Genomic DNA, 16,479 nt, shown 5'->3' on the forward strand with positions numbered 1-16,479 from the left:
ATGGGTGTAGGAAAAGATCGTGTCTTTCTCTTATCGGCACTTGTCGAATTGAAAACACAATATGAAAACCTCTTTAAAGCGGCTGAACAGTTCAGCCAAGAAATGGAATCTAAGGTCTCTAGTGTGCGTTCACTGGAAGCTCAAGTCCCTTCTGAAGCTAAGAGCGGACGATTATCTGGTGCTACTAGCGGATTTAAACTTGAAAAAGATAAGTTCCAAGAATTGCTTCAAAAATTAACACGTGATATAGACAAACTTCAAAATGATTTGCCTGCTCTGGACAAAGCTGCCGCAAGCAATGCTTCTGACTTAACAACAGCTGCCAACGAGTTAGCCAGTTTATTTAAAGAATACCAGTCCTTTATACAAGGTGGATTCACTAGCCAAAGTGTGGATGCTTTTAAAAAATCCTTGTCTAAAATGCGCTTAAAAAATGGCATGCGTATGTCTGCTGTAGACAAAACCTTGAAAAAGGTTTCTGAAATGTCTAAAGGCCTAGCTGTTGCTAGTGCCCGTTACAGTAAAGATCCTGTTAACTTAACAACTGGAAACTTTAGTGCTGATAAAGAAGACCTCATGATTCACGGAGAAGTTCCTCTAAGCTTCACTCGTACCTATAATGCGATGGATGAGTATCAAGGAGCCTTAGGGAAAAACTGGGTTCATCCTTTCGAAGTTCGTGTAACTGAAGAGGAAGAAGAACTAAAAAATCATGATGGAAGATGGACATGTTGTTTTTTATGAACCATTAGAAGACAATCACTACCGCTCTTCCCTTTTTCCTGGGCATCGTGTGCTGAAAGACGACACTGGTTATCAGTTAACGACAGAAAATCAAACTCAATATCATTTCAATATTCATGGACAATTACTAACTAAACGATCAGAAAATGGACAAACCATTCAGCTTTCCTATAACTCAGATCAGCGTTTAAAGAAAGCCGAAAGTCCCAGCGGATCGATTCGTTTTCGTTATGATGACATGGGTCTTTTAACAAGTATCAAAGATCACGCCAAACGTAAAGTGACGTTCTCCTATAAGGAAGAATGTTTGACTGAAGTAACATTGCCAAATAAAGCCATTGTTCGTTACAGCTATGAAAATGGCAAACTAACAACCACAACAAATCCAAGAAAGATCGATTTGGTTAAAAATGAATACGATTATCTCTCAAGAATCACGAAACAAACCTTCCCTGATGGCGGTGTAATGACATATGAGTATGACGATGATGCGAAAACCATCGATGTCACAGAGCAAAATGGGCTTCAAGTCACTTATTATCGGGACAAACACTATCGCAATACCAAAGTGGTTTATCCAAATGGAGAAGAAATCACCACCTACAATGAACAAAATAAACCCACTTCTGTCACTGATAGAAAAGGGAATAAAACACAATATAACTATGACGAATGCGGCAATCTCATCAATGTGACCAACCCGTTAGGAGAAGTCACCACGATGAAATACGATGCACAGAATCATCCGATTTACATGAAACAGCCAAATGGCGGAGAATACAAGTTTTCCTATGAAAACGGCAACTTAATCAAAGTCGAAACGCCATTAAATAATTCAACTGAAATGAAGTATGATGATCAAAACCGTCCAGTCAGTGTAACTCAACCTGACGGCAGTCAAATGATTTTTGGTTATGATGAACGAGGCAATCTCACAACGATTCAATACCCAAATCAAGGAATTGCACACTATGTCTATGATGCTCAAAACCAAGTGATTAAAACTACGAATCCTGCCGGAGCAGTCACAACCTTTGACTATGATTCAGAAGGAAATTTAACGAAAGTCACAAATGCCGAAGGGCATACGCGGGAATATACGTACAACGAAATCAATAAAGTGACCGCTGTAAAAGATTTTGACGGCACCATCGTCACACAAGAATACAACCAGCTGGGCAAAGTTGCTTCTATCACAAACCAAGCGGGACATATCACAATGCTCGAATATGACTTGATGTGGAATATCTCTAAAGTGACAGAACCAAATGGCGCTGAAACAGCTTATCTGTATAACCAGTACAATCAGCTCAGTCAAGTCACAAATGCCAAAGGACACGCCGTTCACTACGACTATGATGAAAATCAAAATGTGACAAGTATTCGTTCTCCTAAAGGAGAAGAAACCAAATTTACCTATGATGCCTTGAATCGGCGAATCAAAATGGTCGAAGCAGACGGGGCAACAACTCGTTACACCTATAATAAATTAGGCAAAATCGCAACGATTACCGACGCCTTAAACCACACGACCACCTTTGAGTATGATTTAGCCGGACAACTCGTGCGTCAAACTGATGCATTAGATCATGAGATCACATTTTCTTACACAGCACTTGGACAAGTCGAAACTGTGACAGATGCCAATGGCGGTGTGACTGTTTATGACTATTATCCAGGTGGAAACTTGAAGCAAGTCACTTACCCCGCTGGGGAAACAGAGCGTTATGTCTATGACCTCAATGATAATGTTAGCGAGAAATGGACGGGGGAAGAAAGTAAGATCACCTACACCTATGATGCATTAGATCGTGTCGCAGCTATTACAAATCCTTTAGGTCATACACGAAAATTTGCTTACGATGCCGCGGATCGGATCGTTCTTTACCAAGATGAAACAGGAGTGATCACTGAGTATGAGTACTCACCGACAGGCAATCTAACTCTTGTCAAAGATGCCTTAGGCAATGAAACTCGCTATGATTATGATCGTGTAGGAAATCTAACAACCATCGAACAATATGGACTGATCGATCCCGAACTAGAAAAAGTCTCCGAGCACAATCGATCAACACAGTATCAATACGATATTCTCGGCAATGTGACAACCGTCACCGATGCACTAGGAAATCAAGAAACCTATGCCTATGATGAAAATAATCAGCTCATCAAAAAGACAGACAAAGACGGCTACCAAACAATCTTCGACTACAACACCGTTGGACAAGTTCAAAAATTACACTATTCCGATGGAAAAGAAGTGACCATGCAGTATAATGCGTTACGTAAATTAGAAGCTGTTAAAGACTGGTTAGGCACCACACAGATGAAACTAGATGCCTTAGGACGTGTCACAGAAGTCCAAACACCAGATCATCAACGGACAATCTATGGTTGGGATGGACAAAACAACCGGACACAATTGGTCTATCCAGATGGAAAAGAAGTCCAGTATGTCTATGATCCATCCAACAAATTAACTGAATTACACACAGGCGATCAAGTTTATCGTTACCATTATGATAACCAAGGTCGATTGATCGAAAAAACGTTACCAAATCAAGTGACCACTCATTATGACTATACACCTGCCCATCAATTACGTGCCTTGATCCATCAAAAAGACCAAGACATTCTTGAACAGTATCAGTACCAATACGATCAAGCAGGCAATAAACAAGTCATCGAAAAACAGCGCCAAGGAATCTCTGATGATAGTGGTCGTTACGAATACCAATACGATGCGTTGCAGCGGTTGACACAGGTCACAAAAGACCAAGAGCTTTTACGTCAATACACCTATGATGCATTCGGTAACCGAACCAGCAAACAAGACCTCACCGGTTCAACAAGCTATCAGTACAACGCCTTAAATCAACTGGTCAAACAAGCAACATCGCAAGAAACCAAACAGTTCAACTATGACCAGCGGGGTAACCTAATCGAAGAGCTTGTCAATAATCAAGTAGCGAAATCCTTTACGTTTGATGCGACAAACATGATGACCCAAGTCATGACCGCTTCAGGAGAGAAAGCGACCTATCAATACAACGGATTGAGAAATCGCGTAGGTCAAACCATTGAAAAAACCAATGAACCACTAAAACAGATTCAGTACGTCTTAGATTTAACAAAACCTTACAATAACTTATTAGAACGTAAAGTGAATGAAGACATCGAGCATTATTTATGGGATAATGAATTGTTGGCAAAAGATAATGAAGAATATTTCTTATTGGATGATCTAGGCAGTCCCTTGCGTCAATTGACGAGCACAGGACAAACAATCGATGAGTATGGCTATGATGAATTTGGACAATCGTTGTTCAATGTACCAACTCAGCAACCTTTTGGTTTTACTGGGTATCAGTATGATGATGTCAGTGGTTTGAATTATGCTCAAGCGAGATACTACGACCAGAATCAAGGGAGATTTTTGAGTGAAGATCCAGTAAAAGGATTAACTACTGTGCCAAAATCAATGAATCCTTATTCTTATTGTTTAGCAAACCCTATTTCTTTTACTGATAAAGATGGTAGATGGCCAAAATGGCTTGATAACACGGTTGATTGGCTAGGAGACAATGTATTTGGTACAAATAATACTATTGAGATTTCAGCACCAAAGATTGATGGTGGTATTGTTTATTCTGAAACATCTAGTTCTAAAAGTGAAAAAACTGGGGGAGAAATATTTGTTGCTAACAGTACCAATGGTAAATTTGATGGAATATCAATCAATTTACCTTCTATCGAAACCCCTTGGGGAAAATTTGGTTTTGATGGAACTAGTTTAGGTCTTAGCTGGGGAGATGGTTTATCTGTAGATGCTTCTGCTTCAATTGAAGCATTTTCTCATGGTATTAATGCTGATGCAAGTATCACTTTAGGGAATAAAGATATTGTTGGTGTTAATGCTAATGTTGGTGTTCACAATGAAAATAGTAAACTCGGAGTAGGAGCTGACATTGGATTGTTTGGAGACACGAAAGTATTTGGTTTCGGTTCAAACACTGACGAAAACGGTGTTACAACTACTACAAAAATTGGTGCTAAATTACCTACTTGGGCCGTTGCTCTAATAGCTGCAGGTTTCGTATTTTCACCAGCCATATTAGCTGCTATAGGTGCTGCTGGTGCTGGAACTGCCGGAGCCTTAGGTACAGCAGCACTATTATTTCTAATTTTTGGTAATGCTAATTCTGCAGACGCGAGTGATTGTATAAGTTAGAAAAAAATATACAAATAAATTTTATTTTAATAGAAAGTGGGAATACTTATAAAAAAATTAGTTGATAAATATAGCCTATTTTTAAAGTTAATACAAATATTTTTTATTTGTGCTTTATTACCTATACCAGTATTATTATATAAGTATAATGAAACAGGAAACTCCTATAATTTGATTTTTTTCAGTCTATTTATAATTGTCCTAATTCTCTATTTTTTAAAAAATAGAATGGACAAAAAAGTTTATGACATCTTATTAGTACAATGCGATCCAAAATCATATAAAGAATTCCAACACTTATTAAGTGGTAAAAAGAAAAACAACATTCTCTATGTGCAAGAGGAAGCAGTTGCTTGTTACTATTTAGGTGAATTTAGCCAGTCAATAAAAATGTTTAAATTTATACTACCTAAATATAAAACAGATAAACAAAAACTATTCGCGTATTATTGGCAAAGTCTTTGCTACATTTTTACTCAAGAAAGAGAATCATTTAAATATTGTTTGGGTGAAATGGAAAACATTTTACAATCTGGAAAGTTAAAAAAAAGTGAGCAACTAGACGGGCAATTTTTAGTAAATAAACTATCTTTGTTCAATGACATTATTTTAGACAAACAGGATAAACAGGAAGCTGTTGAAAATTTAACTGCTACTAATGAGCTTGCTTTGCTAGAAAAAAGCTATCTGTTAGGTGTTAATGAATGGAATCAAAAACACTTTGAGATTGCCGATAACTATTTTACCAAAATCATCAATGCACAAAACGATATTTTCTATGTAAAGGATGCTAAAAGTAAAATAAGTGAATAACAAAAAATTTTGGTGTCAAAATAAAATTGACTCTATAAACTATATCAGAGTTTGGGACATACATCCTAAGCTCCGATTACTTTTCTGACTAAACTGGCAAATGGAACAGCAGGCAAGATGAGTACCAAAGTTATAGCTAAAGGTCTATCTGTATCACTTATTGAAGAATTCGGATTAGCATTTTTACTTTCCGAATTAGCAAATATGGGCTATGATAAATTCAAAGAGATGTTTTTGGACAATCCAGAAGACAATGATATAAATATTGATGAAATAGATTGTGTTGTTTAAATTAACTAAGGAGAATTGTTATGAATAAATCATATCTTACAATAATTTATGTTCTGGTTTTACTAAGCATAGGAGTTAGTATCTTTGGTGGTATGAAAATTATAAGAAATGAAAATTTTATAAAATCTGAAAATGCTGCTCCTTCTAAACAAGAATTCATGAAAAAAAATGAAAAGAAATTTGACATTGTTTTTAAAGGTTTATTTATAATTGTTATGTTAACAATGTTTATAGGGTATGTATTTCCTGGAGTAATGGATCTCCCTAATGTCATCAACAATAACTATCAAGTAATTGATGGTATAGCAACAAATTCTGCTGCACAAAGTAATAGAGCATTTCCTAAAATTGTGACTGTACAATCTAAATCAGGACAAGAAATAAGATTAAGATTCTACTCTAAATACTCTATAGAAAAAGGAGATAAGTTAAAAATAATATATTTACCACATTTGAAAAGAGGCACCTTATTGGAGCACAGCTAATGATTAAAAAATGAAGCCCTTTTGTAAAACACTAAGAATTAGAAATAGTAAGAACCCAAAAGCTGTATTCGTAGCTTTTGGGTTCTTACTATTTTTATTGTGAGTAAACTATTTTTCTCCCGAAACAAACTCCATAATATCCCCTGGCTGACAATCAAGAGCCACACAAATCCTCTCAATAACATCCATCGACACTTTTTCATTTGCTGAAAGTTTTGCCAAAGTCGCTGTCCCTATTCCTATCTCTTTTCTTAATTGTGTCTTAGTCATTCCCTTATCGATCAATAATTTCCATAAACGATTATATATAATTGGCATTGGCCTAACCTCCTATTAATTATGATTTTAGTATAGATTGTTGATATTCTACAGTCAATATAAAATATTCATTTATATGAACAAATAATTCCTAAATCAGAATAAAACCATTGACTAAACATTCTATTTACGATACTATATATTCATTAAAGCGAATATTAAATTCTTTTTCACGAATAAAAGGAGGTCTGAAATCAAACCAAAAGAAGCAGAGCTTTAATCAATAAGAAATGAATTTCTTAAATAAAAACTCTACCCCAGACAAGTTGAGTATATCATACATTTAAGAAATTCTCCAAAAAAATTTGAAGGAGAATTACCATGAATAAAACACAATCATTAAATCTTAAAAATGAAAGAAACCAACCAATCAAGAGTATCAGCCATCAAGATATTTACTCACTACACGATCTTTTAGATCAACTCACCTCTTGGCAAAATGCACTCAATCTACTAAATGACTTTTTTAGCGACAAACAACGACCAGTCAATAAGAAAAAGATCGCAAGTGATTATTATGCTTGTTCACAAATCTTCTCTTCGTTTCATAACGACTTCTCACAAACACTACCAAAGATACAGAAACAAATTAATGAATTAAGGCAGAAAGAAAAAATTTAAACGTAACGATTTACAGAGTAAAAAAGTACTATTAAATAGTACTTTTTTACTTATTCCCTTAATTCTAAAAAATTATTCACTTTTTATATTATACTTAGACTGCAAGACAAAAGAATCTCAACTTATGATAAAGATGGTATTATCAGTTTTAGTCACACTGATCGTAGCAGTCAATATCAGGAAATTGGTGAAAAACTAAAAGTCTTAAAAGACTTCACAGGCAAAGTAAATAACATCTTAGCGAGTGAAATCGATGATCCCTTTTATGAAAAAATGGATGCCTATGTGGTGGCTGTAAGAGATTTAGACATCACAAAGTACTCTGTCTCTAATACATTAGGAATCAAAGAAACCAGAACTGCCTACGCAATGGGCACTAACATGACGTACGAAGTCAAAAAGGATAAAATAAACCTTGAAGACATTTTAAATGGCGATAATCCCGTTGGTAAAGCAATGGTTGATGAGTGGGAAAACTATTTAAAAAACAATCCGGGTGCAAAAGACCTATCTTACGCGGACTACCAAAAAGCTGCTCTTTACTCTGGGGCATTTGAGTATGAATCAATATCCGATGGACAGAAGAAAAAAGAATTTTGGTTCAATATGGCCGCTTTGGCAACGACCGTTGTGGTTGGAATTTTTTGTCCGCCTGCTGGTATGGCTCTTGGCGTTGCCTTAGGTGGCTATGAGATGCTTAATGCCGCAGTTGGAAAAGATTTGTTAAGTGGACGCGAATTAGGTACTGGTGAACGTTGGTTCAGATTTGGGACAGGCGCTTTAGGAGTATTTGGCGGTGTGAAAGGATTAACCTCTTTCAGTAAAAACATTAACATGGTCAAAGGTGCTTCATCCACGAAGATGGAGCATGTCGTGAAGATGATCCAGAATAGTGGTAGAAGTAATTATAAGAGTATCACTAGCCAAGCTAAAGCTCTTCAAGCTGCACAAGTTGCTGATAGAGGGAAATATGCAGATAGACTAGATTATTTACATGGAAAATATGGTAAAATGTCCAAAACAGAGTTAAACCAAAGAATGAATTTACGTGGCGAAACGATGAAAGAATTAGAAAACGTCAGAAAAACTACTAGTAAAAACAAATTAGGACCTGCTTTTGCTGGCGCATTTGACAAAAGTACTGGAAAATATAACTTTGCGACAAATAATTATGATGGTCTTCCCCCTAATAAATGGGCTCCACAACTAGAAAAACTTTTTGCAGAAGCTCCAGACCATATAAAAGATTCTTATGAGTTCACAAAGGGGTTTGGCTCTCATGCAGAAATATATGCTGCTAACGAAGCTTTATTAGCAAACCCCAATGCCAATATTAAAGATATCGTAATTAATGTAGTTAGAACTGGTCAAAATAAAGCAAAGCCAGCTGGAATGATGTTTTCTAGATGCCCTCATTGCGCTTACATGCTAGATGGGTTTGATATAATATCGGAGGTGTCAAAAGTTGGAAGATGAACAAATAAATAAAATTTTATCAAAAGAGTACCTCTTAGAACACGGAACTGATTTTGAGTACTTAGCTGATGGTGGAAAATACGGTTTGGAGATTGTTGAATTTGATAAAAATAACAATGAAATAGTTTTTACTGGATTAGCTTATGCATTGTTTGATAACGGTAATGTCGAAATGTATATGTTTGTTAAAGATGGAATTAAGCAAGGAACAATAGTCAGATTTTATCCTAATGGAAATGTTGAATCTGTTAGCAATATGGTCGACAATGTTCCTGAAGGAAAAAGAATTGAATATTACGAGAGTGGTGCAATTAAAACAATTGAAGAGAGAATAGGCGGTTTTCTTATGACTTTTGTCACATATGACGAGAATGGAAATATTATAGAAGAAAAGAAAGAACCTACTGACTTTGATAAAATGATGGCTAAAAAATTTGGTTAGAAGATGATAGACATGCAAAAACAATTTAAAAAAGAGCAAGAAAAATGGCTATCGCAAATTGATTTAAATAATCATTTTCAGCCTAATGACCTTAAGCTTGTGGCTGGTGTAGATTTAGCTTACTGGAGTAAAGATGGAAAAGAATACGGTGTGTGCTGCATTGTGATCATTGATTATATCACTCATGCCATAGTTGAGAAAGTAAACTATTATGGAGAAATTACAGTTCCTTACATTTCTGGTTTTTTAGCTTTTCGTGAACTACCACTAATCCTAAAAGCAGCAGAAAAATTATCAATTGAACCAGATTTGTACATGTTTGATGGAAACGGCTATTTACATGCTAGACATATGGGAATTGCCACTCATGCATCATTTTATTTGGATAAACCAACAATTGGTGTTGCAAAATCATATTTAAAAATTGATAATGTTGAATTAAAAGAACCCAAAAATGAATTTGGAGCCTTTGAATTTATACAGACTGAAGATGAGATATACGGCCTTGTTCTTAGAACAAGAAAAGATGTAAAACCTATCTTTGTTTCTTGTGGTAATTGGATTGATTTAGAAACAGCTAAGGATATTACACTTCATTTCGTGAATAAAAACAGTCGGCTACCCATAACAACTAGATTTGCAGATTTAGAAACCCATGCAATAAGAGAAAAGCTGACTAGCAATCAATAAGTTCTTTTTAAGGAGACTACTAATTGACTTATTATGAAGATAAATCGTACTACTCTGAACAGCATTTTGAAAATGCTCAAAATATAGGCTGGTTAGATAGTAAATTTGAAATAGAAAAAAAAGAATATAATGATCAACTCATCAACAATTTATTAGAATATGTAAAGTACCCTTTTAATATGATAAGATCAAATATGATTGTTGATTTAGCAATTAAAAATACTTCTTATAAATTAGGTTTCTCTGAAATCAGAGTCCTAGGTGACGATGGGAAAAAGTATGCTGCACCAGACCTAATAATTCACTATATTAAGGAGAATGGTTATCAACCTCCTTTAGATTTCGTAGAAGCAGTTTTAAATGGTCCTAAGCCAACTACAGAGATATATCAAGACTATTTAAAAAGATACAATGAATCAAACCTTTGGGGACAAGATGATGAATATATTGAAAACTCCAAGTATATTAAAGAAAAAATTTATGGAAACAGCAGGGATACCGTCAGTATTTTAGAAAAGAAACAACGACTAAAAGGAATAATAACGGCTGATGGATCTCTATTAAATACCTCTATTAAGGCAAAAAATGTTGAAGTTATCAATTACTTATTGGAGTCATCAACTAAATATTTAGACAAATTTAGTGGTGCAGAATTAATTACGGCCATTAATTATAGACAAATTGATACTGTTAAAAAATTATTAGATAAAGGGATATACATCAACTATAGAGAACTCAAGAAAAACCCTCTTATAAAGGCCATGGATACCAAAGATGTCGAACTTGTCAAATTATTACTTAACTCTGATATTCAAAAAGATGTAATCTATAACAATGAATTTGTATCAAATTTTACAATTTATGATTATGCAAAAGAATACCCTCCAGAGCTATTAGCATTACTGTAGTATTCTAATAAGGTTTATTAATTAATATAAACATAATTAATTTAATTGTTTTTAAAACCGTTACTTATCTTTGAAATAAAATAAGTAACGGTTTTAATATGAGTATCTGTATCTATTTAGGGCATCCATAAAAGAATCGCTAGTAGAAAACATAAGATGAAAATGTTACATTCCTAAACCAAGATAAAAGGAGCCTTTTTTATGGAAACTTACAGTAGGAAAAGAATTACAGAACTAATTACACAAGGAAAAAAGGTTATCAATACTTCCGACGTTGAAAATGTACTTAGTATATTATCAGAAAAAGGATATGATTATAACCTTGAACAAAAAAATTTTCTGAATAAATATTTAGGATTCACCATCACTTTTGATTCGCCAAGAGCAAAAGGATATACCGAAACTTTTACTGTTGATCCAGTACAAACAGCAATAAACATAGATAAAGATATGGTAGACGAATATGAAAACTATACCAACAGTAAATTTTTAACTCTTGGGGAAATTCCTGAAGAAGAAATGGTTGTATTTCTTAATGATCATGATGTAATTTATGGATGTAATGAGGAATACTTGATCAACTTTGGAAATTCATTGGAAGAATTTCTATTTAATGTAATGAACGGGATTCAAATGACGTTAGAAAAAATGAAATAGGTAACTTTATTGAAAGTCAATCAATTTTTAGCCAACAGAACTCCCCTGTAATCCTTACAAATTAGTACAATGATAAAGTAGGAGATTAAAACAATGAAAAATACCAAATCTGAAAAATTTAAGCAGGATCAAATGATCGTAAAAAAAGAAGGTGAAGAATTAATAAGAGAGTTAGAACTAAGGATTAGTAATTCTGATAATATCCAAAAAAAGCTACTAGAAACACTCCATTCAGAAATTTTTTTGATACTTAGTAATATCAAAAATCAACCGCAAAAAAGAATTATCATTTCTTATCCTCATCTTATTGTAGAGTCATGGGATTATTCTGACGAGCTAGGGATACGATTATTAAACTTTAATGATATGTACAGCAAATTAATAGAACACCAGCTTCAACTTTGATAGCGATAATAAAGAATCACATATTGAACTACTTAAATATAATCAAAACAACCTACTCTAAAAATTAAGTATCTTTTTAAAGAGTCCAAAAAATATAAAAACAACTAAAACTCTATTACCAAGAGAGGCAGGTCAATTATTATCAATAGAACGTTGTCCAATAAATCAATTCAAGCAACTAAATGGTGCACGAATCGCAGTAAAATCTGATTCGTACACCACTTTTAATTTCAACAAACCGCTCTTTCTATCAAAGAAATTTTCTCTTCTTTTTTTCTTTTTAAATTTTTCTATCCTGTATCAAGCTTCTAAACCAAATATTTCTAAATCATCACTCACATTCGTCATAGGCGCCAGATCAAAAGTCTCCACTAAGTAATCAATAACTGTTTCTGTCATATATCCTGGCAAGGTAGGACCTAAGTGGATATTTTTAATCCCCAGATGTAGAAGAGCTAGCAGAACAATCACCGCTTTTTGTTCATACCAAGCAATATTATATACAATAGGCAAATCGTTGATATTTGCTAATTCAAACACTTCCTGTAATTTTAATGCAATCAGTGCTAAAGAATAGGCATCATTACATTGTCCTGCATCTAATACCCTAGGGATACCATCGATATCTCCTAATCCTAATTTGATGTAGCGATATTTTGCACAACCAGCTGTCAAAATGACCGTATCTTTTGGTAACTCTTCTGCAAATTCTGTGTAGTATGAACGCGTCTTTTGACGGCCATCACACCCTGCCATGACAACAAATTTTTTAATTTTACCTGCTCTTACAGCAGCAACAATTTGATCTTTCAACGCAAATACTTGGTTATGGGCAAAGCCGCCTATAATACTTCCTGTTTCAATTTCAACAGGCTTTGCACAGGTCAATGCTTGGTCGATCATAGCCGAAAAATCCTTTTTTCCTTCTACAGAATCAATGTGCTGTACACCATCATAGCCAACGACTCCGGTTGTATAAATACGATTTTTATACGCAGCTTTAACAGGTACAATGCAATTTGTCGTCATTAAAATCGGACCATTGAAGCTGTCAAATTCTTCTCTTTGCTTCCACCAAGCACCTCCATAGTTTCCTTTAAAATGCTCGTATGCTTGAAATTTAGGGTAATAATGAGCAGGCAGCATCTCACTATGTGTATAGATATCGATGCCTTTCCCTTCACTTTGATCCAGCAGTTCTTCTAAATCATGTAGATCATGACCAGAGACTAAAATACCAGGACGATCGCCTACGCCCAGCTCTACTTCTGTTACGTGAGGGTGACCATATGTTTTTGTATTAGCATGATCTAATAGCGCCATCGCTTTGACACCAAATTCGCCTACTTGATCGATGAGTGCTAAATATTCTTCCATCGTTTTTTGTTCTAGTATTTCATATAACGTATTCGTTAGAAAATCAAAAATCGCCTGATCTTCAAAGCCTAATACGTATGCATGATGCAAGTAAGCACTCATTCCCTTCAGTCCAAATAGGACAAGAGCTCTTAACGAACGTAGATCTTCATTTTCTGAATATTGAAAACTTCCTTCTTGCACTAAGGTAGCGACTGGTTTTCCAGTATAGGTTTTTGAAATAGCTTTTTCGATATCTTGTTTTGAAAAGTTAGCATTCGTGATGGTCATAAATAAATTTTCCGTCACTTGTATTTGCATTGCATGCGTTGGGTCGTCAGATGCGTATTGGCTTGCTCTTACCAGCCCGTCTTGTAAATTGGACACTTCTGGGCTCTTTCCACATACTCCTTGTTTGATGCATCCTGTGTTATTGAACGTTTCCTGACATTGAAAACAGAACATGTTCTCCATATGCACACTCCTTTTTAGATTTATAATAGGCTTTAAAACAACAAAAAACGGTAATCTAGATTACCGTTTTAAGATTAATTTTCCGTGTTCCCCAATTTCAATCAGCTCTTTGTCTACCATTTGATAGATTGCCTTTGACAATGCAGGTCGACTGACACCTAAATAGTCAGCTAACTCATAACGTTTTAATTCGACACTTTGATGCTTCTCCAGATATTCTAAAATTTTATCCTGTAAGTTATCTTTCAACAATAGTTGTAGCTTTTGTGAAAGTTTAAATGCTTTGCTCGCTAATATTTTATTCATGTTATATGAAAATTGTGGAAACTGTATCAGATATTGTTTGGAGATACACATGATTTTTGCTTCTTTCGCAGCGACTGCGTAATATGTATATGGCATCTCATTATATAAATAGACTTCTCCAAAACAATCATTGATTTCTGAAATGATCGTGACAATTGTACGGTGGCCTTCTACCGAAGTATCGCAGATATACACCTCCCCTTTTAATAAAAGATACAAACATTCTGGTTTGTCACCAATGTCAAAAATTGTTTCATTTTCACTAAAAATACGTTCTACTGCATGCTCTTTTATCAGTTTTAATTCTTTTGGGCTTAAATTATCTAATGCACAGATCAAATAATCACTTCCTTTTCCATAATAGTAGCACAAATTTTTATGAAAAATGATTAAAATTGTCTGTTAATAGTTATGATATGAAATAATTTTATGTCAAAATAGTCACATTGATATTAAACGAAAATAATCAATAGAGTGTATGAATAAAGAGGCATAAACACGCCATATTTCCTGAATTTTTTTGGATTTGTACTCAATCAAAAAAATGGTATGGTAATATATGTATTAAGAAAGAAAAACAAATCAAACAAACACACGAGGAAATCCTATGAACAACACACACATAATCAGATCAAACGTTGCCTTAAAAAGGCTCCTGATTTTCACAGGTCTTGCTCTTTTCTTCTTTTGGCAGCCAGCTGTTTCTTCTGCCGAAAGCTTTTTTGTGGATGATCAGGCAAACCTATTGAGTCAGCAAACCAAAGAACAGATCATCCGAGCGAATGAGGAAACATTTAAACAGCTGCCTGGCAGTCCGCAATTCGTTTTACAAACGATTCAAAAGCTGCCGCGAAATGAAACGATCGAATCTTATGCGAATAAAACGTTTCAAAAATTAGGTATCGGTGATAAGGAGCTGGATAATGGCTTTTTATTTGTGATCGCTGTACAGGATCGGAAATACCGCTTGGAGGTCGGTTATGGCGTAGAAGATGTCATTACGGATAGTATGAAGCGTGCGATCGTCCCTGCCAGTGTGGAGCAATTATTTCGCGAGGAAGACTATAATCAAGGGCTAAGTGTTATCAGCACGAACATCATCGGTACGATCAATAGTCGCTATGGCAATTATGATGCATCTAAAAAGGAAGTTGCAGAACTTGGTCAGACTGAAAATGATGATTCTTATACCTATCAAGCTACAGCGCCGAAAAAGAATTTTGTTTATTATTTCGAGATCGTTCTCGGTTTTATTATGGATCATTTCGTCTTTTTAGTGGTGCTCGCCATTGGAAGCATCATTGGCTTTGCTTTTTTACGAAGTGCTTTATATACGCGCCTAATCAAAAAAAGGCTGTTTGATCCGATCCGTCATACAAAAGTGCACCATATCGGCAAAGCATCATTACTTGAAAAATCAGTGCTGGCTTTAATGAAAGACGAAGCTTCTTTTAACGCTCTGTTATTTGCCTATTTCGGAAAATATAAACCACTGCTGCGTTATTTAGCACGAATCTATTTTAAAAGTACCGTTATCGACTATGCAATAGAAATCGGCAACTATAAAACGCATCACTTAACGACAGCGAATCAGCTGACCTATTATGAGTGCTGTTTAACGATCAGTGAGCCTTATTATGATGCGTTTTATCAAAATTTAGGTGATTTTCTTACCGATCCTCAAAAGCTGCCGCAAGCTCAGACAGCATTACTTGAGCAATTAAAACAATCAAATGAAGACTACTTGACTACGTTACACAAAATCGTTCAAGCACGCATTGCTTTTAAGGAAACAAAAGCGATCGTTCAAACGTATGTACAACAGCATATATCAAAGAACGGCTATACGAAGCAAAAAGAACGGTTACTGATTTTATTGATTTCTTATCACTTATTGAAGGATCAAGATACTAGCGCAGAGAATTTCATGAAAAATGTGGATGGATTTGAGAAGGAATTGCCTTCAGCTTTTAAAAAAGGTGCGCGTGATTTCAAAAAAATCGAATCGAGCTACTACCCTAAAGCCATAAAGGATTTAGATGCTTGTTTATTCTTAGGTAAAACACCAGGACTAGGCTTTTCAAATTATCGTGCACTACAAGGCTTTACTATTTCCAGCTATCAAAGCAGCAGTTCTGGAGGCTCATCCGGCAGTAGCAGTGGCGGTTCAGGCTCTTCTGGTGGCGGTGGTTCATCAGGTGGAGGAGGATTTTCCGGCGGTTGGTAATAAAAAAAGAGTACTGCTTCACTTTTTTTCAGTGA

General features: G+C 35.1%; 16 protein-coding genes. 13 read left to right on the forward strand and 3 right to left on the reverse strand.

Annotated elements, in window-relative coordinates:
- From CC204_RS21520 to CC204_RS12270, 5 genes are all read left to right on the forward strand, one after another.
- Window positions 1-744 (forward strand): DUF6531 domain-containing protein, encoded by a 744-nt coding sequence (locus CC204_RS21520; protein WP_227011147.1) that lies wholly within the window; start codon window positions 1-3, stop codon window positions 742-744.
- A complete protein-coding gene (locus CC204_RS12260; RefSeq protein WP_227011148.1) occupies window positions 713-4,975 on the forward strand; it encodes an RHS repeat-associated core domain-containing protein in 4,263 nt (1,420 codons plus the stop codon). Before CC204_RS21520 ends, CC204_RS12260 begins: the two co-directional genes overlap by 32 nt.
- 228 nt (window positions 4,976-5,203) lie before the next feature.
- Window positions 5,204-5,788, forward strand: a complete 585-nt coding sequence (locus CC204_RS12265; RefSeq protein WP_157894278.1) for a hypothetical protein — start codon at window positions 5,204-5,206, stop codon at window positions 5,786-5,788.
- Window positions 5,789-5,905: 117 nt separating this feature from the next.
- Window positions 5,906-6,079: a hypothetical protein gene (locus tag CC204_RS21185; RefSeq protein ID WP_157894279.1), complete on the forward strand. Its 174-nt coding sequence runs from the start codon at window positions 5,906-5,908 to the stop codon at window positions 6,077-6,079.
- Between the two features lie 20 nt (window positions 6,080-6,099).
- The gene (locus tag CC204_RS12270; protein ID WP_088270428.1) at window positions 6,100-6,564 is read left to right on the forward strand and encodes a hypothetical protein; all 465 of its coding nucleotides are present in this window, start codon (window positions 6,100-6,102) and stop codon (window positions 6,562-6,564) included.
- A gap of 108 nt (window positions 6,565-6,672) precedes the next feature.
- On the opposite strand, the gene CC204_RS12275 is transcribed toward CC204_RS12270, so the two are convergent.
- Window positions 6,673-6,882 carry a helix-turn-helix domain-containing protein gene (locus CC204_RS12275; RefSeq protein ID WP_088270429.1) on the reverse strand — a complete coding sequence of 70 codons (210 nt, stop codon included), beginning with the start codon at window positions 6,880-6,882 and terminating at the stop codon, window positions 6,673-6,675.
- A 321-nt stretch (window positions 6,883-7,203) separates the two neighbouring features.
- On the opposite strand from CC204_RS12275, the gene CC204_RS12280 reads away from it, so the two are divergent.
- The 7 genes from CC204_RS12280 to CC204_RS12310 all read left to right on the forward strand — a co-directional run bounded on the left by CC204_RS12280 (window position 7,204) and on the right by CC204_RS12310 (window position 12,081).
- Window positions 7,204-7,503, forward strand: a complete 300-nt coding sequence (locus CC204_RS12280; protein WP_088270430.1) for a hypothetical protein — start codon at window positions 7,204-7,206, stop codon at window positions 7,501-7,503.
- Window positions 7,504-7,791: 288 nt separating this feature from the next.
- Window positions 7,792-8,979, forward strand: a complete 1,188-nt coding sequence (locus CC204_RS12285) for a YwqJ-related putative deaminase (protein WP_157894280.1) — start codon at window positions 7,792-7,794, stop codon at window positions 8,977-8,979.
- A complete protein-coding gene (locus CC204_RS12290) occupies window positions 8,969-9,421 on the forward strand; it encodes a toxin-antitoxin system YwqK family antitoxin (RefSeq protein WP_227011149.1) in 453 nt (150 codons plus the stop codon). The genes CC204_RS12285 and CC204_RS12290 overlap by 11 nt, the downstream gene beginning before the upstream one ends.
- A gap of 12 nt (window positions 9,422-9,433) precedes the next feature.
- Window positions 9,434-10,111, forward strand: coding sequence for an endonuclease V (locus CC204_RS12295; protein ID WP_227011150.1), 678 nt, complete (start codon window positions 9,434-9,436; stop codon window positions 10,109-10,111).
- 23 nt (window positions 10,112-10,134) lie between these two features.
- Window positions 10,135-11,019: a DUF7919 family protein gene (locus tag CC204_RS12300; protein WP_088270433.1), complete on the forward strand. Its 885-nt coding sequence runs from the start codon at window positions 10,135-10,137 to the stop codon at window positions 11,017-11,019.
- A 201-nt stretch (window positions 11,020-11,220) separates the two neighbouring features.
- A complete protein-coding gene (locus tag CC204_RS12305) occupies window positions 11,221-11,676 on the forward strand; it encodes an SUKH-3 domain-containing protein (protein ID WP_088270434.1) in 456 nt (151 codons plus the stop codon).
- 93 nt (window positions 11,677-11,769) lie between these two features.
- The gene (locus CC204_RS12310; protein ID WP_088270435.1) at window positions 11,770-12,081 is read left to right on the forward strand and encodes a hypothetical protein; all 312 of its coding nucleotides are present in this window, start codon (window positions 11,770-11,772) and stop codon (window positions 12,079-12,081) included.
- Window positions 12,082-12,381: 300 nt separating this feature from the next.
- Here the strand turns inward: CC204_RS12310 and hcp are convergent, their stop codons facing one another.
- Both hcp and CC204_RS12320 read right to left on the reverse strand, forming a co-directional pair.
- Window positions 12,382-13,911, reverse strand: coding sequence for a hydroxylamine reductase (gene hcp / locus CC204_RS12315; protein ID WP_088270436.1), 1,530 nt, complete (start codon window positions 13,909-13,911; stop codon window positions 12,382-12,384).
- Between the two features lie 60 nt (window positions 13,912-13,971).
- On the reverse strand, window positions 13,972-14,556 hold the full coding sequence (locus tag CC204_RS12320; RefSeq protein WP_157894281.1) for a Crp/Fnr family transcriptional regulator: 585 nt from the start codon (window positions 14,554-14,556) through the stop codon (window positions 13,972-13,974).
- A 268-nt stretch (window positions 14,557-14,824) separates the two neighbouring features.
- Here CC204_RS12320 and CC204_RS12325 point away from each other — a divergent pair, with 268 nt between their 5' ends.
- Window positions 14,825-16,444 (forward strand): TPM domain-containing protein, encoded by a 1,620-nt coding sequence (locus CC204_RS12325; RefSeq protein ID WP_088270438.1) that lies wholly within the window; start codon window positions 14,825-14,827, stop codon window positions 16,442-16,444.
- The last annotated feature ends 35 nt before the right edge of the window (window positions 16,445-16,479 follow it).

It is taken from the genome of Enterococcus wangshanyuanii (assembly GCF_002197645.1).
GTDB classification, from domain to species: domain Bacteria; phylum Bacillota; class Bacilli; order Lactobacillales; family Enterococcaceae; genus Enterococcus_L; species Enterococcus_L wangshanyuanii.